This window comes from Rathayibacter sp. VKM Ac-2803 (genome assembly GCF_009807175.1).
GTDB lineage: Bacteria > Actinomycetota > Actinomycetes > Actinomycetales > Microbacteriaceae > Rathayibacter.
Genome location: NZ_WUCD01000001.1, coordinates 2,257,988 through 2,275,981 on the forward strand (window position 1 = coordinate 2,257,988; position 17,994 = coordinate 2,275,981).

Below are 17,994 nucleotides of genomic sequence, written 5' to 3' on the forward strand. Positions count from 1 at the left end.
GGCTGAGCGCTTCGCGCTCAGCTCGGGTACGCGCGGCGCTTGACCTGGGGCTTGGGGAGGCGCATCACGCGGAGCTGGAGGGCGCGCATCGCGGCGTACCAGCGGATGCCCTTCTCGACCTTGTCGGCTCCGTAGCGCTCGGCCAGCTTCCTGCGCAGGCGGAGGCCGAGCAGGATGCAGTCGATGACGGCGAGGAGGAAGAACAGCCAGAGGATGATGAGCGTCGCGTACTGCAGCTCGGGCTGCGGGAAGAAGCTCAGCAGCAGCACGACGACCATCACCGGGATGAGGAACTCGCCGAGGCTGAAGCGCGCGTCGACCCAGTCGCGCACGAACTTGCGCTGCGGGCCCTTGTCGCGCAGCGGCAGGTAGCGCTGATCGCCGGCGGCCATGCCGACCCGGGCCTGCTCGCGCTGGAGCGCAGCCTTCTCGCGCGCGTCGCGGGCGGCCTGCTTGCGGTCGGTGACGACGAGGGGGCGCTTGCGGGCCAGCTCCTGCTCGCGCCGCGTGGGCGTCGGCCGCCCCTTGCCGGACGCCGAGGGGGTGGCGTCGTCGGGGGTGTCGGTTGCGATCGGGGGCTTGGCCACGGGGAACGTCCTTGGAATCGAGGGAGTTTCCTAAGATTACCTCCATGCCTCTCGACGCTCCGACTCCGCCGTCCACTCTCTCTGCCGATGAGGAGGCGGTGCTCGCCGCCGTCCGCGACGACCTGCCCCGCTCCCTCGGCGAGCTCGGTCGGCTCGTGCGCATCCCGTCGGTCTCGTGGGACGGCTTCGACGCGACCCGGGTGGCCGCCAGCGCCGATGCCATCGCGGAGCTGGCGCGGGAGACCGGGGCGTTCGAGGAGGTCTCGATCCGCCGGTCGACCATCGGCGACTCCGGAGTCCTCGGTCAGCCGGCGGTGCTCGCGACGCGGGCCGCGCGGAACGGCGCGCCCACTGTCCTGCTCTACGCGCACCACGACGTGCAGCCGCAGGGCGCCGAGTCCTCGTGGGACACGCCTCCGTTCGAGCCGACCGTGCGCGGGGACCGTCTCTACGGCCGGGGCGCCGCCGACGACAAGGCGGGAGTCGTCTCGCACCTCGCCGCGGTCAGGGCACTCCGCGAGGTCGCGGGCGACGACCACGATCTGGGCCTCGTCCTCTTCATCGAGGGGGAGGAGGAGTTCGGCTCGCGGTCGTTCCCCACGTTTCTCCGCGAGCACCACGAAGCGCTGCGCGCCGATGTGATCGTCGTCGCCGACAGCGACAACTGGGACATCGACACTCCCTCTCTCACCGTGGGCCTGCGCGGCAACGTCACCTTCACGCTCACCGTCCGCACCCTCGACCACGCGTCGCACTCCGGGATGCTCGGCGGCGCCGTCCCCGACGCGATGCTGGCCACGCTCCGCCTGCTGTCGACGCTCTGGACCGAGTCCGGCGCCGTCGCGGTCGACGGCCTCGAGGAGCACGACGGGGTCGTGCCAGAGGTCGCCGAGGCCGAGTTCCGCCGGGACGCAGGCGTTCTCGACGGCGTCTCCCTGATCGGGGAGGGGCCGATCCTCTCGCGGGTCTGGTCGAAGCCGTCGATCACGGTGACAGGCATCGACGCCCCGAGCGTCGTCGACGCCTCGAACACGCTCAGCCCCGCGATCACGGTCAAGATCAGCGCGCGGATCGCTCCCGGTCAGGCCGCCCGCGAGGGCTTCGAGGCGGTGGAGCGGCACCTGCGCGCCCACGCCCCGTTCGGCGCGCACCTCGAGATCGACGACGTCGACACGGGGGAGCCGTTCCTCGTCGACACCTCCGGCTGGGCCGTCGGCCTGGTGAAGGACGCCATGGCCGATGCCTGGGGCCGCGCCGCGCTCGAGACCAGCGCGGGAGGCAGCATCCCGTTCATCGCCGATCTCGTCCGCGAGTTCCCGGCCGCGCAGATCCTGGTGACGGGAGTCGAGGACCCCGACTCCCGGGCGCACAGCCCGAACGAGTCGCTGCACCTCGGCGTCTTCAAGCGTGCGGCTCAGACGGAGGCGCTCTTCCTGCTCCGGGCGGCCGCGCACCGCGACTGAGCGGTCGCCTCTCGCGACCGACGGGGCCGGATCCGGAATACCCTGCTCCGCCTCCAGGTTGCTCTCGTAGAATCGGAGTCTCACGGCGTCCGATCCCGCCCGTTCCCCGAGGAGTGACATGTCCGACACGACACTGACCGCCGCAGCCGACACGACCACCGCGACCAGCGCGCACGGCGTCTCGATGACCCCGACGGCCGCCGCCAAGGTCAAGAGCCTCCTGCAGCAGGAGGGCCGCGACGACCTGCGTCTGCGCGTCGCCGTCCAGCCCGGCGGCTGCTCGGGCCTGATCTACCAGCTCTACTTCGACGAGCGCACGCTCGACGCCGACGCGGTGGTCGAGTTCGAGGGCGTCGGCCTCGTGGTCGACAAGATGAGCGTCCCCTACCTCGACGGCGCCTCGATCGACTTCGAGGACACCATCCAGAAGCAGGGCTTCACGATCGACAACCCCAACGCGCAGGGCAGCTGCGCCTGCGGAGACAGCTTCCACTAGGAGCAGCGCACCGCACCGATCCGGCGCCCGACTGTCCCTCCCGAGGGGCCGTCGGGCGCCGTTCGTCGTCCTTGGCACCGAGCGGCCCGGGCGTCAAGAGCGGGGTCGTTGCATCGGGGTCCGGACACGGCGAGGTAGGCTAGCGACGGTCTAATACAGTTTCGTGTGAACTGGTCCCCAGTCTTCCGAAAGGTCACCGGTGCGTTTGAATCGCCGTCTCCGCAGGTGGGTAGCCGCCCCCGTCGCAGGAGCCCTCGCCCTCGTTCTCGCGGGCTGCTCGCAGGAGCAGCTCCAGGGCTGGCTCCCCACCGAACCCGGGACGACGAACAACGTCGACCGGGTCATCGGCCTGTGGGTCACCTCCTGGATCGTCCTGCTCGCGGTCGGTGTGATCACGTGGGGTCTCACCATCTGGGCGGTCGTCGTCTACCGCCGCCGCAAGGGGCAGACCGGCCTTCCGGTGCAGCTGCGGTACAACATGCCGATCGAGATCTTCTACACGATCGTGCCGCTCATCCTCGTGATCGGGTTCTTCGCCTTCACCGCGCGCGACCAGGCCGCCATCGAGCAGCCCTACGACGACCCCGACGAGACCATCCAGGTCTACGGCAAGCAGTGGGCGTGGGACTTCAACTACGTCGACGAGGACGTCTACTCGGCCGGCATCCAGGGGCAGTACGAGGGAGGCACCGGCGACGCCGCCGGCTCGCTCGTCGAGTCCGAGGTGCCCACCCTCTACCTGCCCGTCGGCAAGAAGATCACGATCCAGCTCGATGCTCGCGACGTGATCCACTCCTTCTGGGTCGTGGACTTCCTCTACAAGAAGGACATGATCCCCGGCAAGACGAACTTCATGTACGTCACTCCGCTCAAGGAGGGGACCTACGCCGGCAAGTGCGCCGAGCTCTGCGGCGAGTACCACTCGGCGATGCTCTTCAACGTGAAGGTCGTCTCCGAGGCCGAGTACGAGGACTACATCCAGTCGCTGCGCGACGCGGGCCAGACCGGCCAGCTCGGCGCGGAGTACGACCGCAACAGCAACCTGCCCGGCACCGACGCGCCGGTCCGCACCGAGAACGAGGAGTAAGGGAGCATGAGCACCGCCACCGCACCCGCCCCGTCGTCCCGCGCATTCGGCACCCCGCCGGTCGAGCGCAAGGCGAACGTCCTCGTTCGCTGGATGACGTCCACCGACCACAAGGTCATCGGGTACATGTACCTGATCACCTCCTTCATCTACTTCTGCATCGCGGGAGTGATGGCGCTGGTCATCCGCGCCCAGCTCTTCGAGCCCGGCCTCGCCGTGGTCGAGACCCGCGAGCAGTACAACCAGCTCTTCACGATGCACGGCACGATCATGCTGCTGATGTTCGCGACGCCGCTGTTCGCCGGCTTCGCCAACGTGCTGATGCCGCTGCAGATCGGCGCCCCCGACGTCGCCTTCCCGCGACTGAACGCGCTGGCCTACTGGTTCTACAGCTTCGGCTCGCTCATCGCCGTCGCCGGCTTCGTCACCCCGCAGGGAGCGGCGTCCTTCGGCTGGTTCGCCTACGCGCCACTCTCGAGCACGACGTTCTCGCCAGGGCTGGGCGGCAATCTCTGGGTCTTCGGCCTCGCCCTGTCCGGATTCGGCACGATCCTCGGCGCGGTGAACTTCATCACGACGATCATCACGATGCGCGCTCCCGGCATGACGATGTTCCGCATGCCGATCTTCACGTGGAACATCCTCGTGACCTCGATCCTCGTGCTGCTCGCGTTCCCCGTCCTCGCCGCGGCGATGTTCGGGCTCGGAGCCGACCGCGTCTTCGACGCGCACATCTACGACGCGGCCAACGGCGGCGTCCTGCTCTGGCAGCACCTCTTCTGGTTCTTCGGCCACCCCGAGGTGTACATCATCGCGCTGCCGTTCTTCGGCATCGTCTCCGAGGTCTTCCCGGTGTTCAGCCGCAAGCCGATCTTCGGCTACAAGACGCTGATCTACGCGACCATCGCGATCGCGGCCCTCTCGGTCACCGTCTGGGCGCACCACATGTACGTGACCGGCTCCGTCCTCCTGCCGTTCTTCTCGCTGATGACGATGCTCATCGCAGTGCCGACGGGCGTGAAGATCTTCAACTGGATCGGCACGATGTGGCGAGGCTCGGTGACGTTCGAGACCCCCATGATCTGGGCGATCGGCTTCCTGATCACCTTCACCTTCGGTGGGCTCACGGGCGTCATCCTCGCCTCACCGCCGCTCGACTTCCACGTCTCCGACTCCTACTTCGTCGTGGCGCACTTCCACTACGTCGTCTTCGGCACCGTCGTCTTCGCGATGTTCTCGGGCTTCTACTTCTGGTGGCCCAAGTGGACCGGCAAGATGCTCAACGAGACGCTGGGCAAGTGGCACTTCTGGCTGCTGTTCATCGGCTTCCACACCACGTTCCTCATCCAGCACTGGCTCGGCGTCGTGGGCATGCCCCGTCGCTACGCGAGCTACCTGCCCGAGGACGGCTTCACGTGGATGAACCAGGTGTCGACCGTGGGCGCGATGATCCTCGCGGTGTCGCTCATCCCGTTCTTCCTCAACGTGTACATCACGGCGCGGAAGGCTCCGAAGGTCACCGTCAACGACCCCTGGGGCTTCTCGCGGTCGCTCGAGTGGGCGACCTCGTGCCCGCCGCCCCGTCACAACTTCACCTCGATCCCGCGCATCCGCAGCGAGGCTCCGGCCTTCGACCTCAACCACCCCGAGGCCGGCATCCCCGTCGGCATCGGTCCGGCGAAGGATGCTCCGGACGCCCCCACGTACGACAAGTCCGAAGGCACGGTGAAGTAGGGCCATGCGCGCGAACGTCAATCTGTTCTGGCTGCTGGCCGGCTTCTTCCTCCTCGCCGATGTCACCTACATCGTCTGGTCGCTCATCGACACGGGCCAGATCGAGTGGGTCGGCACCGTCGGCATCGCCCTCTCGTCGGTGCTGGGCGCGTTCATCGCGTTCTACGTCGGCCGTGTCCACAAGGCTCAGGGCGCCGAGCTGCCCGAGGACCGTCTCGACGCGGACATCGACGACGGTGACCCGGAGCTGGGCTTCTTCAGCCCGTGGAGCTGGTGGCCGCTGATCCTCGGCGCATCGGCGGCGCTGGCCTTCCTCGGTCTCGCCGTCGGTTTCTGGATCGTCTACATCGCGGTCGGTCTCTTCCTCGTCGCGATCGCCGGCTGGGTCTACGAGTACTACCGCGGGTACTTCGCCCGCTAGGCGGTGTCTCCGGTGAGAGGGCCGGGTGCAGGAGGATTCGTCCTCCGGCACCCGGCCCTCTCGTCCGTCCGGCCCCGGACTGCGATCGGGCGCTGCGTCCGTCGGTCGGAGTAGGCTCGCGCGATGACCGACCGTGCGGTGCCGAACCTGCCCTCCCGCGACCTCGACGCCACGATCGCCTTCTACGGCCGCTTCGGATTCAGCCCGGGCTATCGGGGTGACAGCTGGCTGATCCTGCGCTCAGGAGGGCTCGAGCTCGAGTTCTTCCCCTTCGCCGACCTCGTCCCCGCCGAGAGCGACGCGATGTGCAGCATCCGGGTCGATGACGTCGACGCGCTGTACGCGCGGATCAAGGGCTCCGGGGTGCCGGAGCGGAGCAGCGGCCATCCTCGGCTCGTGCCCGTCCGGAGGCAGCCCTGGGGACTGCGCGCGGGATTCCTCGTCGACATCGACGGCTCGCAGCTGCAGCTGATCGGCAACGGCTCCTAGGGCCCGTCGCTCCCGGCGCCGAGGGATCCACGAACCGTCGAGGGAGCCTGCACTTCGGGGCGGCCTCGATCGACGTGCGGGGGTTCCTTGACTGTCGACGCGGGCGGGGGAGGATGGGCGCATGAGTCCTGTTCCGTACCTGTTCTTCGACGGTCGCGCCCGAGAGGCTCTGACGTTCTATCGCGAGGTCTTCGGGGGCGAGCTCGAGCTGCACGCCCTCGAGGAGTTCGGGCGCACCGACGGCAGCCCGGAGGCGATCGCGCATGGCGCGCTCAGCGGCCCTGTGGCGATCTTCGCGGCCGATGAGCACGGCGCGGAGCTGCGGATGGACGGGCTCGTCCTCGCGCTCCTGGGCGCCGCTGACGCCGTCACGACGGCCGCCTGGTTCGAACGGCTCGCAGAGCATGGCACCGTCGCGGATCCGCTGCAGGAGAGGCCGTGGGGCGACCACGACGGCCAGGTGACGGACCGGTTCGGAGTGCGCTGGCTGCTCGGGCACTCGGGCTGACGCGTCGGCATCATCGATCAGGCACACCGTCCGCCAAGCACGACGAAGGGCCCGGACGACGGATCGTCCGGGCCCTTCGGGGGAGGGGGCCTAGTGCTCGCTGTGCGAGCTCTCGAGCTCCTTCTGGGTGACGGGAGTGATGCGGTCCTCGAAGAACCAGCGGGAGAGCCCGGCCCGCACACGCTGCGGGGCGCTGATGCGGCCGCGGGAGTCAGGACGGATCATCAGGGGCTGGTACTCGTCCTGGCTGACGAGCTTCCAGCGCTCGTACTCGTCGAGCTGCTGGTGCACCTCGATGAACTCGCCGCCGGGGAGGCGGACGATGCGGCCGGACTCGAAGCCGTGCAGGGCGATCTCGCGGTCCTTCTTCTGCAGCGCGAGGCAGATGCGCTTGGTGATGAAGTAGGCGATGAACGGGCCGACGATGACCGCGAACTGCAGCGAGTGGATGACGCCTTCCATCGTGAGGTGGAAGTGGGTCGCGATGATGTCCGACGACGCGGCGGCCCAGAGACCGGCGTAGAACGTGACACCGGCGGCACCGATGGCCGTACGGGTCGCGGCGTTGCGCGGGCGGTCCAGCAGGTGGTGCTCGCGCTTGTCACCGGTGATCCAGGCCTCGATGAACGGGTAGAGCATCACCAGGACGATGAACAGCCCCAGGCCGCCGAGCGGGATCAGGATGTTGAACGACAGGGTGCCGATGCCCGGGATGGCCCACTCGAGTCCCGGCGGGATCAGACGCAGGGCACCGTCGGCGAAGCCGATGTACCAGTCGGGCTGGGTTCCGGCCGACACCGGCGAGGGATCGTACGGTCCGTAGTTCCAGATCGGGTTGATCGTGAACAGCGAGGCGATGAGGACGACGACACCGAAGACGATGAAGAAGAACCCACCGGCCTTGGCGGCGTAGACCGGCAGCACCGGGTAGCCGACGACGTTCTGCTCGGTCTTGCCGGCACCCGGGAACTGGGTGTGCTTGTGGACGACCACGAACACGAGGTGGAGCGCGATGAACGCGAGCACCAGGGCGGGCAGGAGCAGGATGTGCAGGGTGTAGAGACGGCCGACGATGTCGGTGCCCGGGAACTCGCCGCCGAAGAGGAGGAACGAGATCCAGGTGCCCACGATCGGGATGCCCTTGACCATGCCGTCGATGATGCGGAGGCCGTTGCCCGAGAGCAGGTCGTCGGGGAGGGAGTAGCCGGTGAAGCCCTCGGCCATCGCGAGGATGAAGAGGACGAAGCCGATCACCCAGTTGAGCTCGCGCGGCTTGCGGAACGCACCGGTGAAGAAGATGCGCAGCATGTGCAGGCCGATCGAGGCCACGAACAGCAGGGCCGCCCAGTGGTGGATCTGGCGCATCAGGAGGCCGCCGCGGATGTCGAACGAGATGTCGAGCGACGAGGACATCGCCGCGGACATCTCGATGCCCTTCAGGGGCAGGTAGCTGCCCTCGTAGTGCGTCTCGACCATGGAGGCCTGGAAGAAGAACGTGAGGAACGTGCCCGAGAGCAGGATGATGACGAAGCTGTACAGCGCCACCTCGCCCAGGAGGAACGACCAGTGGTCGGGGAAGATCTTGCGGCCGAACTCCTTGACGACCGCCGAGATGCTCGTGCGCTCGTCGATGTAGTTCGACGCGGCTCCGACGTATCCCTTCTGCAGCTTGCCGCTGCCCAGGATGACGCCGTCGCCCTGCTCGGCGGGGGGGCCGGCGGGACGTGCGGGGGTGGTGGTGGACATGTGAGTCATCGCTCCCAGAAGGACGGACCGACGGGCTCCGTGAAGTCGCGCTGCGCGACCAGATAGCCCTCGTCGTCGATGGTGATGGGTAGCTGCGGAAGCGGGCGCTTCGCGGGTCCGAAGATCACAGCGGCTTCGCGCGTGATGTCGAACTGCGACTGGTGGCACGGGCACAGCAGGTGGTGGGTCTGCTGCTCGTACAGTGCCACGGGGCAGCCGACGTGCGTGCAGATCTTGGAGTAGGCGACGATCCCGTCGTAGTTCCAGGTCTCGCGACCCTCGCTGACGATCAGGTCTTCCGGCTTCAGGCGCATCAGGAGGACGGCGGCCTTGGCCTTCTCCTCCAGCTTGCCCTCGACTTCGTCGAGTCCCTCGGGGATGACGTGGAAGGCGGAGCCCAGGGTGACGTCCGATGCGAGGATCGGGGCACCCGAGGGGTCCAGGGTGAGCCTCGTGCCCTCGCGCCACATCGTGGTCTTGAGGAGGGCGACGGGGTTCTGATCCTGCGGGCCGAGGCCCCGGAACAGGATCACGGCGGGCAGGGGGAAGACGACCAGGGCGCCGATGAGGCTGTTCCGGACGAGCGAGCGCCGGCCGAAGCCGGACTCCTTGTCGGACTGGTCGAAGATCTCGAGGGCGCGGGCGCGGGTGTCCTCGGAGCTGCGGACGGGGTGGCGGATGTCGATGCCCTCGTGGTCCGACATCAGCTGCTTGCCCCAGTGGACGGCGGCGATGCCGATGCCCAGCAGGGCGAGGGACATGCCGAGGCCGATGAACAGGGTGTTCAGCCGGACCGACGCCACGTTCTCCGTGATCGGGAACGCCATGTACGCGGCGACCGCGAAGATGGAGCCCGCGAAGGACAGGTAGAAGAGCGTGTACACCGTGCGCTCGGCACGCTTCTCGACCTTGGGGTCGAGGTCGGTCATCCGGGGGCGGTGCGGCGGGAGTCCCGGGTCCTGGACGCGTCCCCGCGTCACGACCGCGGTGCCGGCCGGAGCCGTCCCGTGCCCGGTGGCCGACGAGGTGGCGAGGTCGGTGCCGCCACCCTCATCGTGCTCTGCCATGGTTCTCCTTTTCACGCCGTGTTGTCTCACGCCTGCTCGGCACCGCTCGGTGCCCTTGACTGGAAGCGCCCGTCGGGGCGCCGGTGTTCGCTAGTTCGATCGGGCGGTGATCCACACCGTGAGCGCGACGATGGCGCCGAGACCGAAGATCCAGAGGAAGAGGCCCTCCGCGACCGGCCCGAGGGAGCCGAGCGCGAATCCGCCGGGAGACGGGTTGGCCTCGATGTACTTGAGGTACGAGATGATGTCGCGCTTGTCCTCGGGCGAGATGTTGAGGTCGTTGAAGACCGGCATGTTCTGCGGGCCGGTGACCATCGCCTCGTAGATGTGCGCCTCGGTCACGCCGCCCAGCGGGGGAGCGAACTTGCCCTCGGTCAGCGCGCCGCCGGCTCCGGCGACGTTGTGGCACATCGCACAGTTGATGCGGAAGAGCTCGGCGCCGTTGGCGCTGTCGCCCTGTCCGTCGAGGACCTCGCCCTCGGGGATGGCGGGGCCGGGGGCGAGCGACGCGACGTAGGCGGCCAGCTCGGCGACCTGCTCGTCGGTGAACTGCACCGGCTTCTCGAGCGCCTGCGGTCCCTGCATCTGCATCGGCATGCGGCCGGTGCCGACCTGGAAGTCGACCGAGGCCGCGCCGACGCCGATGAGCGACGGGGCGTTGTCGGTGCCGGCGGCGTCGAGGCCGTGGCAGGTGGCGCAGTTGGCCGCGAAGAGCTTGGAGCCCTCGTCGATCGTCTGCTGACTGTTGGCCGAGGTCTCGGCGGAGGCAGAGGTCGCCACGCCGACGGCCGCGTACGTGCCGCCCGTCAGGCCGAGGCCGATGGCGATCAGAGCCAGCGTGGCGAGAGGGTGGCGGCGACCCTTCTTGGCGCGGCTCTTCGTCTTCGGGGAGGCCATCGAGGCAACCTTCCTGCGGGGTTCGGGGGTGGAGTCCATCGGTGCCACGCGGGTCACTTGAGGAAGTAGATGACGACGAACAGGGCGACCCAGACGACGTCGACGAAGTGCCAGTAGTAGGAGACGACGATCGCGCTGGTCGCCTCCTTGTGGCCGAAGTTCTTGACCGCGAAGCCGCGGCCGATGACGAGGAGGAAGGCGATCAGACCGCCGGTGACGTGCAGCGCGTGGAATCCGGTGGTGATGTAGAACGCGGAGCCGTAGGCGTTGCTCGAGAGGCTCACGCCCTCGGAGACGAGGGTGGCGTACTCGAAGACCTGACCCGAGACGAAGACGGCGCCCAGCGCGTAGGTGACGAAGAACCACTCGACCATGCCCCACTTGAGCGGGCTCATGCCCGTCGCGCGCGGCTGGAGGCGCTCTGCGGCGAACACTCCCGCCTGGCACGTGAAGGAGGACGCGACCAGGATGATCGTGTTCACCGTCGCGTACGGGACGTTGAGGATGCCGGTCTCGGCTGCCCACAGCTCCGGCGAGGTGCTGCGCAGGGTGAAGTAGATCGCGAACAGGCCCGCGAAGAACATGACCTCGCTGCTCAGCCAGACGATCGTTCCGACCGCGACCGGATTGGGTCGGTTCACTACGGGCGCGGTGGCCGTGGGGGAGATTGAGGTGCTCGTCACACAGACCATTATGGCCGATGGCAAGAGGGGTAACTCGCACTTCCCGTGGGGCCTTCGTAGTCGCATAATCTGAGAGCCATGTCGGAAACCCTGTCCTGGCCGCGGATCATCAGCTCCCTCCTCGAATCCTCCGATCTCAGCGTCCACGAGGCCACCTGGGCCATGGAGCAGGTCATGCAGGGGGAGGCGACCCCCGCGCAGCTGGCGGGTCTGCTGGTGGCACTGCGGGCGAAGGGCGAGACGGTCGACGAGATCGTCGGCTTCCGCGACGCGATCCTGGAGCACGCGGTTCCGCTCGACGTGGATCCGATGGCGCTCGACATCGTCGGGACGGGGGGCGACCGCTTCGGCACCGTGAACATCTCGTCGACGGCGGCGATCATCGCGGCGGCGGCGGGGACTCCGGTGATCAAGCACGGCAACCGGGCGGCCTCGTCGTCGTCGGGGTCGTCGGACGTGCTCGCCGCCCTCGGCGTCGACCTGACGCTGTCGCCCGAGCGCGTCGCGGAGGCGTTCCGCCGCACCGGGATCGCCTTCGTCTTCGCCGCGATGTTCCACCCCGGCTTCCGGCACGCCGGCGCCGTCCGCGCCGAGCTGGGCGTGCCGACGGTGTTCAACTTCCTCGGTCCGCTGTGCAATCCCGCGCGCCCCGAGGCGTCGGCGGTCGGTGTCGCCCACCTCGATCGCGTTCCTCTCTTCACGGGCGTGTTCCAGACGCGGGGGGCGACCGCCCTGGTGTTCCGCGGCGACGACGGCCTCGACGAGCTGACGACGACCGGCCACAGCCACATCTGGGAGGTCTCGCGCGGCTCGGTCGTCGAGCACGACCTCGACCCCCGCGACCTGGGGCTGCGCCGCGCGAGCATCGACGAGCTCCGCGGCAGGGACGCCGCCTACAACGCCGGCGTCGTCCGCGCGACCCTGGCGGGGGAGGAGGGAGCGGTGCGCGACATCGTCCTCCTCAACGCCGCGGCCGGGCTGATCGCCTACGACCTCGCTCGCGACCCCGCCCTGATCCGGACCTCGATCCTCGACCGCTTCCGCTCGGCCCTGGATCGGGCGGCCTCCGCCGTCGACTCCGGCGCGGCGACGGCGAAGCTCGCGGAGTGGGTGCAGGAGACCCGGCGGGTCGACTGACGCCCTCCGACCCGACCCGCGACCTCTGATCCCATGGGCCGCAGGGCGTAACGTGGGAGCGCTGTCCGCGACGGTGCGGACCGCGATCCACCACGCGCCGGATCGCCCCGAGGACAGGGCACGCCGACCGCGGTGATCCGATCCTGGAGGAGACCTCGATGAAGAAGCTCATCAACGACCCGAAGAACGTCGTCACGGAGTCGGTGGCCGGATTCGGCCTCGCGCACGCCGACCTGGTGCGGGTCGAGACCGATCCGCTGTTCGTCGTCCGCAGCGGCGCGCCCCGCTCGGGCAAGGTCGGGATCGTCAGCGGAGGAGGCAGCGGGCACGAGCCGCTGCACGCCGGCTTCGTCGGCCACGGCATGCTCGACGCCGCAGTGCCCGGAGCGGTGTTCACCTCGCCGACGCCCGACCCGATCGTGGCCGCCACGCAGGCCGTGGATGGCGGAGCGGGCGTCCTGCACATCGTGAAGAACTACACCGGCGACGTCCTCAACTTCGAGACGGCGGCCGACCTCGCCGGGGCCGAGGGCATCGAGGTGCGCTCCGTCGTCATCGACGACGACGTGGCGGTGAAGGACTCGCTCTACACGGCGGGTCGTCGCGGCGTCGCGGGGACCGTGCTGGTCGAGAAGATCGCGGGAGCCGCAGCCGAGCGCGGCGACTCCCTCGACGCGGTGGCGACGATCGCCGAGACGGTGAACGCGAACGTCCGCTCGATGGGCGTCGCCCTGACGCCGTGCATCGTGCCGCACGCGGGCGAGCCGAGCTTCGAGCTGGGGGAGAACGAGATCGAGATCGGGATCGGGATCCACGGCGAGCCGGGGCGCGAGAAGATCGCGCTCGAGCCGGCGGACCGGATCGTCGACCGCATCCTCGGGCCGATCCTGGAGGACCTGCCCTTCTCCTCCGGCGACGAGGTGCTGCTGTTCGTCAACGGCATGGGCGGCACCCCGCAGATCGAGCTCTACATCGCCTACCGGCGCGCCGCCGAGGCGCTCGAGGAGAAGGGGATCCGCGTCGTGCGCAGCCTCGTCGGCAACTTCGTCACCTCGCTCGAGATGCAGGGCTTCTCGCTGAGCGTGCTGAAGCTCGACCACGCGCTGACCGAGCTCTGGGACGCCCCGGTGCAGACCGCGGCGCTGCGCTGGGGACGATGAGCGCCGAGGGGCGGGACGGCACGGACGGCACCGGTGCGCACGCACCGATGAGCGAAGGAGCGAGGATGCAGGACGGACAGGGAGCTCGGGCTCTGGATGCGGCGTGGGCGACGGCCTGGATGCGGAGGGCTGCGGACTCGATCGCGGAGCACCGCGTCGAGCTGATCACCCTCGATCGCGCGATCGGCGACGGGGACCACGGCGAGAACATGGACCGCGGGTTCCAGGCGGTGCTGGCGAAGCTCGAGACGGCGTCCCCGGCCACTCCGGCCGACGTGCTGAAGCTCGTGGCGACGACGCTGATCTCGACGGTCGGCGGTGCGTCGGGTCCGCTGTTCGGCACGGCGTTCCTCAAGGCGTCCGCCGCGGTCGCCGGCAGGGAGACGCTCGAGGGTTCCGACGTGGTCGCGCTGCTGACCGCCGCGCGCGACGGGATCGTCCTCCGCGGCAAGGCGGAGACGGGCGACAAGACGATGATCGACGCGTGGACGCCCGCCGTCGAGGCGGCGCAGGAGGCGGTCGCGAGCGGCGGGTCTCCCTCCGCCGCGCTGACCGCCGCGGTCGAGGGTGCGCAGCGCGGGTCGGAGTCGACGGATCCGCTGGTCGCCCGCAAGGGCCGCGCGAGCTACCTCGGCGAGCGGGCCATCGGGCACCGCGACCCGGGCAGCGTGTCGACGGTCCTGCTGCTGCGTGCCGCAGCCAAGGCGGCCGCGTGAGTGTCGGGCTGGTCCTCGTCTCGCACAGCGCCCTGATCGCCAGGGGGCTGGTCGAGCTCGCGGCGCAGATGGCGCCCGCCGTCGCGCTGATCGCCGCGGGCGGGACCGACGACGACGGCATCGGCACGAGCTTCGACCGGATCTCGGCGGCGCTCGGCGAAGCCGACTCGGGGGACGGCGCTGTGGTGCTCTGCGATCTCGGCTCGGCGATCATGACCGCCGAGACGGCCGTGGAGTTCCTCGACGACGAGGCGCGCGAGCGCGTCCGCATCGTCGACGCTCCGCTGGTCGAGGGGGCGGTGGCCGCGGCCGTCGCCGCGTCGACGGGGGCGGCACTCGACGAGGTGGTCCGGGCGGCCGAGTCGGCGCGCGGGTCGTTCGCCCACGAGTCCGTCGCTCCCGTGCAGCCGTCGGGCGGACCTCGGCGCAGCGTGCGGCTGATCAATCCGAACGGGCTGCACGCCCGCCCCGCCGCCGAGTTCGTGACGCTGGCGACCACCTTCGACGCGCGCATCGACGCGAACGGCAAGGACGCTACGAGCCTCCTCGGGGTGATGTCGCTCGGGCTGGACCGCGGGGACGATGTCGTCCTCTCGGCGTCCGGGCCGCAGGCCGAGGAGGCGGTCGAGCGGCTCGCCGCGCTGATCGAGTCGGGCTTCGGCGAGACCTGAGCGGCCGAGGGGGAAGCGCCTCCGCGTCGCTCCACTGGGTCGCTCCACGGTGCCGACTCCTAGTCTGAGGCCATGGCTCTGCGCGGAACCCGACCCCCGATCGTCCTCCTCACGAGAGTCCGCGCTCTCCCGCGGCTCGTCCGGCGGATCGACGCCCGCGCGGCGCGGCGGGTGAACGCGCGGCGCCCGTCCGCGGTCGTGGACGGAGCGCTGGTGGCCGCGTCGCGCGTCGCCGACCACGGCGTCCTGTGGTTCGGGCTCGGAGCGCTGCTGGTGCTCGCGGGGCGCCCGAGGGAGGCACTGCGCGGCGCGGCGTCGCTGGCCGCCGCGAGCGCGCTGGCGAACGTCGTCGGGAAGAACGTCTTCGGAGGCGCTCGCCCGCTGATCGTGGACGTGCCGGTCGGCCGACGGCTCGCGAAGGTGCCCTCCTCGCCGTCGTTCCCCTCCGGTCATGCGGCGAGCGCCGCCGCCTTCGCCGTGGGAGTCGCCCTGGAGTCGCCGCGAGCAGGGGCCGCCCTCGCGCCTCTCGCCGCCACGGTGGCGTTCTCACGGCTGCACGTCGGAGTGCACTGGATGTCGGACGTCGTCGGCGGTGCGGCGCTCGGCGCGGCGGTCGCGGGGCTCGGCAGGCTCCTGGTGCCGGCGACGCCGCGGCACGTCCCGGTGTCGGAGCGGGCGGGGCGGCCTCCCGTCGACCGGCACCCCCTCGGCGACGGCGCGGAGCTGCTCGTGGTGCTGAACCCGAGTGCAGGACGCGACTCGCACCGGCCGGACCCCGAGCCGTTGATCCTCGGTCGCTTCCCCGCCGCGACCGTCCACCGGCTCGAGGAGGGCGAGGAGCTGGCGGACGTGGTGCGGGCCGCGCGCGCCGGCGACGCGCCTCCGCAGGTGCTCGGCGTCTACGGCGGCGACGGCACGATGGCGGTCGGCGCGGCTCTCGCGCGACAAGCGGGGATGACCCTCCTCGTCCTCCCGGGCGGGACGATGAACCACTTCGCCAAGGCGCTCGGGCTGGTCACCGTCGAGGACGCGCTGGAGGCGGCGGCGTTCGGCGAGCGGCGGGACGTGGACGTGGCCGAGGTCGTCGCCGGCGACGGGGAGCCGGTCACCGTGCTGAACACGGTCTCGATCGGGATCTACCCCGAGTTCGTCGCGGCCCGCGAGAAGCACGAGCGGGTGATCGGGAAGCCGCTGGCCGCCATCCTCGCGGCGCTCCGGGTAGTGCGCGCCGCGGATCCGTTCGACCTGAAGCGCGACGAGGGCGTCGAGCGGGTCTGGTCGTACTTCGTCGGCGTGAACCGCGAGCACCCGCGGACCGCTGCGCCCCTCGCCCGGCGCCGCCTGGACGACGGGCAGCTCGACGTGCGGATCCTGCACGCCGGACGCACCCCGCGCACCCGCGGGGCGCTCTCGCTCGTCCTCGGCCGCACCGCGACGCCCGTCGTCGGCCGGGTGCCCGGCTGGCGATCGCCGGTGGTCGAGTCGTTCTCGACCGACCGGCTGACGGTGCAGGCCCGCCGCCCCGGCGGAGAGGACCCGGGCTGGGCGCACGACGGCGAGACCGAGGTGTTCGACGGGGAGCGCGACGGCTACGAGCGCACGAGCGTCCGCATCGTTCCGCTGGCGCTGCGGGTGTACTCGGCGGCCGGCTGACGACGAGCCGGGCACGCGCGACGGCCGCTGTAAAGCCCCCGTCGGATGTCGGCCGCGCGCGGCCCGGGCGGGGCACCGCGTGCAACTCTGGACTGCAGGCCGGGGCTCGGATCCCGCCGCGGAGGGGGCAGCTCGTGAGACGTATCCACTACGCGGAGGAGAGCGTCGTCACGGGCGACGAGATCGCCCTCGCGGTGATCGAGTACGCGCGCGTCCTCGCGATGACGTCCACTGCCGACACGGTCGAGGTGCCCGCGCTCCACGAGGGCACGGTCGGACAGGTCCGGCTGCTGCTCGGCCCCGCGAGCCAGATGCTCGTCTCGGAGGAGCACACGCTCGCCGACGAGATCGTGGACGACGCGCTGGTCGCGGACCTGCACGAGCGCACGAACCGCCTCAGCGGACCGTCGCCGGTCTACTCGGACGACGACGTGACGGTACCGGCGGACCTCGACCTGTACTGAGCCGTTAAAGGGCTGGCACCTCCTGGTTCGCTCGCGAGCCGGCAGCTACCACCGGCGTTCTGGTGCGGTGGGTCGAGGCGGGTCGATAGCCCGCCGCCCGACCGTCCAGGGGCGGCTGCGTACCCCAGCGTCAGCGGCGCGGTGTGCAGGTCTCGTCCTGCGACGCCGGCGGAGTCGCTACGAGGCGACCCCGCGAGCCCGTTGGTCGAGTAGCCGCCGCAGGCGGCGTATCGAGACCGACCCGCGTCAGCAGTCCGGTGTGCAGGCCTCGCCTTCCGCCGCTGGCGGATTCATCGGACGCGACCGCGCAAGCCTGCTGGTCGAGTAGCCGCCGCAGGTGGCGTATCGAGACCCACCCGCGTCAGAAGTGAAGTGTGCAGGCCTCGGCTTCTGACGGTGGGGGATCTCGATACGCCCGCTGCGCGGGCTACTCGATCAGCGAGCGGGGGAGGCGTGCGGTCCGGGCGGAGGGGAGTCCGCGGTCACGGGGCGGCGGGGAGGGCCTCCAGGGCGTCGAGGGCCGGGAGCTGGCCGGCGACGAGCTGGGGGCGGGCCTCGGTGAGGGGGAGCCAGCGGGCGGTCTCGATCTCGGGGAAGGTGCGGAGGGTGCCGGAGCCGCGGGGCCACTCGAGGTCGAAGGTGTTGCTCGCGACGAAGGCGACGCCGTCGTCTCCGGGACCGTGGAAGACCGTGACGAGCTTGCCGCTGCTCTGGCGGAACGTGCCGAGCAGCGCGTAGTCGACGTCGGGAGGCGGGGCGCCGATCTCCTCCTCGAACTCGCGTCGAGCGGCGTCGAGCGGAGCCTCCTCGGCCGTGTGCAGGCCCTTCGGGATCGACCAGGCGCGCGGCCGACGCGCCCAGAACGGGCCCCCCATCCGGCCGAGGAAGACCTCCACCTCGCCCGGGCCCCGTCGGTGCAGGAGGATCCCCGCACTGGTGGCCGCCGTCATCGCTCCGTGCCGATCATCCCTCCATCCTGCACCGCCGCCGTGGAAGGATCGGGAGACCGACCGCG

19 protein-coding genes are annotated in these 17,994 nt (G+C 70.2%); 13 read left to right on the top strand and 6 right to left on the bottom strand.

Features of this window, described 5'->3' with window-relative positions:
* Window positions 1-17: 17 nt before the first annotated feature.
* Window positions 18-587, bottom strand: a complete 570-nt coding sequence (locus GRS96_RS10485; protein ID WP_204162071.1) for a DUF3043 domain-containing protein — start codon at window positions 585-587, stop codon at window positions 18-20.
* A 44-nt stretch (window positions 588-631) separates the two neighbouring features.
* Here GRS96_RS10485 and GRS96_RS10490 point away from each other — a divergent pair, with 44 nt between their 5' ends.
* From GRS96_RS10490 to GRS96_RS10520, 7 genes are all read left to right on the top strand, one after another.
* On the top strand, window positions 632-2,050 hold the full coding sequence (locus tag GRS96_RS10490; protein ID WP_159988441.1) for a dipeptidase: 1,419 nt from the start codon (window positions 632-634) through the stop codon (window positions 2,048-2,050).
* A gap of 118 nt (window positions 2,051-2,168) precedes the next feature.
* Complete coding sequence (gene erpA / locus GRS96_RS10495) at window positions 2,169-2,546, top strand: iron-sulfur cluster insertion protein ErpA (protein ID WP_159857193.1); 378 nt, start codon at window positions 2,169-2,171, stop codon at window positions 2,544-2,546.
* A gap of 199 nt (window positions 2,547-2,745) precedes the next feature.
* Window positions 2,746-3,633, top strand: a complete 888-nt coding sequence (gene ctaC / locus GRS96_RS10500) for an aa3-type cytochrome oxidase subunit II (RefSeq protein WP_159857195.1) — start codon at window positions 2,746-2,748, stop codon at window positions 3,631-3,633.
* Window positions 3,634-3,639: 6 nt separating this feature from the next.
* The gene (gene ctaD / locus GRS96_RS10505) at window positions 3,640-5,367 is read left to right on the top strand and encodes an aa3-type cytochrome oxidase subunit I (protein ID WP_159857197.1); all 1,728 of its coding nucleotides are present in this window, start codon (window positions 3,640-3,642) and stop codon (window positions 5,365-5,367) included.
* 4 nt (window positions 5,368-5,371) lie between these two features.
* Window positions 5,372-5,788, top strand: coding sequence for a cytochrome c oxidase subunit 4 (locus GRS96_RS10510; protein ID WP_159857199.1), 417 nt, complete (start codon window positions 5,372-5,374; stop codon window positions 5,786-5,788).
* A 123-nt stretch (window positions 5,789-5,911) separates the two neighbouring features.
* On the top strand, window positions 5,912-6,277 hold the full coding sequence (locus GRS96_RS10515) for a bleomycin resistance protein (protein WP_159857201.1): 366 nt from the start codon (window positions 5,912-5,914) through the stop codon (window positions 6,275-6,277).
* Window positions 6,278-6,398: 121 nt separating this feature from the next.
* On the top strand, window positions 6,399-6,785 hold the full coding sequence (locus GRS96_RS10520) for a VOC family protein (RefSeq protein WP_159857203.1): 387 nt from the start codon (window positions 6,399-6,401) through the stop codon (window positions 6,783-6,785).
* Between the two features lie 90 nt (window positions 6,786-6,875).
* On the opposite strand, the gene qcrB is transcribed toward GRS96_RS10520, so the two are convergent.
* The 4 genes from qcrB to ctaE form a co-directional block, all read right to left on the bottom strand.
* Window positions 6,876-8,531, bottom strand: a complete 1,656-nt coding sequence (qcrB, locus tag GRS96_RS10525; protein WP_159857205.1) for a cytochrome bc1 complex cytochrome b subunit — start codon at window positions 8,529-8,531, stop codon at window positions 6,876-6,878.
* Between the two features lie 5 nt (window positions 8,532-8,536).
* On the bottom strand, window positions 8,537-9,598 hold the full coding sequence (qcrA, locus tag GRS96_RS10530; RefSeq protein WP_159988442.1) for a cytochrome bc1 complex Rieske iron-sulfur subunit: 1,062 nt from the start codon (window positions 9,596-9,598) through the stop codon (window positions 8,537-8,539).
* Between the two features lie 90 nt (window positions 9,599-9,688).
* Window positions 9,689-10,495 carry a cytochrome bc1 complex diheme cytochrome c subunit gene (gene qcrC / locus GRS96_RS10535; RefSeq protein WP_159857209.1) on the bottom strand — a complete coding sequence of 269 codons (807 nt, stop codon included), beginning with the start codon at window positions 10,493-10,495 and terminating at the stop codon, window positions 9,689-9,691.
* 53 nt (window positions 10,496-10,548) lie between these two features.
* Window positions 10,549-11,187, bottom strand: coding sequence for an aa3-type cytochrome oxidase subunit III (gene ctaE, locus GRS96_RS10540; protein WP_159857210.1), 639 nt, complete (start codon window positions 11,185-11,187; stop codon window positions 10,549-10,551).
* 69 nt (window positions 11,188-11,256) lie between these two features.
* Here ctaE and trpD point away from each other — a divergent pair, with 69 nt between their 5' ends.
* From trpD to GRS96_RS10570, 6 genes are all read left to right on the top strand, one after another.
* Window positions 11,257-12,315: an anthranilate phosphoribosyltransferase gene (gene trpD / locus GRS96_RS10545; protein WP_159857212.1), complete on the top strand. Its 1,059-nt coding sequence runs from the start codon at window positions 11,257-11,259 to the stop codon at window positions 12,313-12,315.
* Between the two features lie 158 nt (window positions 12,316-12,473).
* Window positions 12,474-13,475: a dihydroxyacetone kinase subunit DhaK gene (gene dhaK, locus GRS96_RS10550; RefSeq protein ID WP_159988443.1), complete on the top strand. Its 1,002-nt coding sequence runs from the start codon at window positions 12,474-12,476 to the stop codon at window positions 13,473-13,475.
* Window positions 13,476-13,540: 65 nt separating this feature from the next.
* Entirely contained in the window at window positions 13,541-14,191 is a 651-nt protein-coding gene (dhaL, locus tag GRS96_RS10555) for a dihydroxyacetone kinase subunit DhaL (RefSeq protein WP_204162072.1), read from the top strand.
* Window positions 14,188-14,862: a dihydroxyacetone kinase phosphoryl donor subunit DhaM gene (gene dhaM / locus GRS96_RS10560; RefSeq protein ID WP_159857218.1), complete on the top strand. Its 675-nt coding sequence runs from the start codon at window positions 14,188-14,190 to the stop codon at window positions 14,860-14,862. The genes dhaL and dhaM overlap by 4 nt, the downstream gene beginning before the upstream one ends.
* Window positions 14,863-14,934: 72 nt before the next feature.
* Complete coding sequence (locus tag GRS96_RS10565) at window positions 14,935-16,515, top strand: diacylglycerol/lipid kinase family protein (protein WP_159857220.1); 1,581 nt, start codon at window positions 14,935-14,937, stop codon at window positions 16,513-16,515.
* A gap of 134 nt (window positions 16,516-16,649) precedes the next feature.
* Window positions 16,650-16,979, top strand: coding sequence for a hypothetical protein (locus tag GRS96_RS10570; RefSeq protein ID WP_159857222.1), 330 nt, complete (start codon window positions 16,650-16,652; stop codon window positions 16,977-16,979).
* A 482-nt stretch (window positions 16,980-17,461) separates the two neighbouring features.
* On the opposite strand, the gene GRS96_RS10575 is transcribed toward GRS96_RS10570, so the two are convergent.
* Complete coding sequence (locus GRS96_RS10575) at window positions 17,462-17,929, bottom strand: NUDIX domain-containing protein (RefSeq protein ID WP_159988445.1); 468 nt, start codon at window positions 17,927-17,929, stop codon at window positions 17,462-17,464.
* Window positions 17,930-17,994: the final 65 nt, after the last annotated feature.

Excerpts from the sequence above, each read along its gene's own strand:
- GRS96_RS10490 (WP_159988441.1), top strand. The coding sequence starts at position 632 with ATGCCTCTCGACGCTCCGACTCCGCCGTCCACTCTCTCTGCCGATGAG.
- erpA (WP_159857193.1), top strand. The coding sequence starts at position 2,169 with ATGTCCGACACGACACTGACCGCCGCAGCCGACACGACCACCGCGACC.
- ctaD (WP_159857197.1), top strand. The coding sequence starts at position 3,640 with ATGAGCACCGCCACCGCACCCGCCCCGTCGTCCCGCGCATTCGGCACC.
- GRS96_RS10510 (WP_159857199.1), top strand. The coding sequence starts at position 5,372 with ATGCGCGCGAACGTCAATCTGTTCTGGCTGCTGGCCGGCTTCTTCCTC.
- GRS96_RS10515 (WP_159857201.1), top strand. The coding sequence starts at position 5,912 with ATGACCGACCGTGCGGTGCCGAACCTGCCCTCCCGCGACCTCGACGCC.
- GRS96_RS10520 (WP_159857203.1), top strand. The coding sequence starts at position 6,399 with ATGAGTCCTGTTCCGTACCTGTTCTTCGACGGTCGCGCCCGAGAGGCT.
- qcrB (WP_159857205.1), bottom strand. The coding sequence starts at position 8,531 with ATGTCCACCACCACCCCCGCACGTCCCGCCGGCCCCCCCGCCGAGCAG.
- qcrA (WP_159988442.1), bottom strand. The coding sequence starts at position 9,598 with ATGGCAGAGCACGATGAGGGTGGCGGCACCGACCTCGCCACCTCGTCG.
- qcrC (WP_159857209.1), bottom strand. The coding sequence starts at position 10,495 with ATGGCCTCCCCGAAGACGAAGAGCCGCGCCAAGAAGGGTCGCCGCCAC.
- ctaE (WP_159857210.1), bottom strand. The coding sequence starts at position 11,187 with ATGGTCTGTGTGACGAGCACCTCAATCTCCCCCACGGCCACCGCGCCC.
- trpD (WP_159857212.1), top strand. The coding sequence starts at position 11,257 with ATGTCGGAAACCCTGTCCTGGCCGCGGATCATCAGCTCCCTCCTCGAA.
- dhaK (WP_159988443.1), top strand. The coding sequence starts at position 12,474 with ATGAAGAAGCTCATCAACGACCCGAAGAACGTCGTCACGGAGTCGGTG.
- dhaL (WP_204162072.1), top strand. The coding sequence starts at position 13,541 with ATGCAGGACGGACAGGGAGCTCGGGCTCTGGATGCGGCGTGGGCGACG.
- GRS96_RS10565 (WP_159857220.1), top strand. The coding sequence starts at position 14,935 with ATGGCTCTGCGCGGAACCCGACCCCCGATCGTCCTCCTCACGAGAGTC.
- GRS96_RS10575 (WP_159988445.1), bottom strand. The coding sequence starts at position 17,929 with ATGACGGCGGCCACCAGTGCGGGGATCCTCCTGCACCGACGGGGCCCG.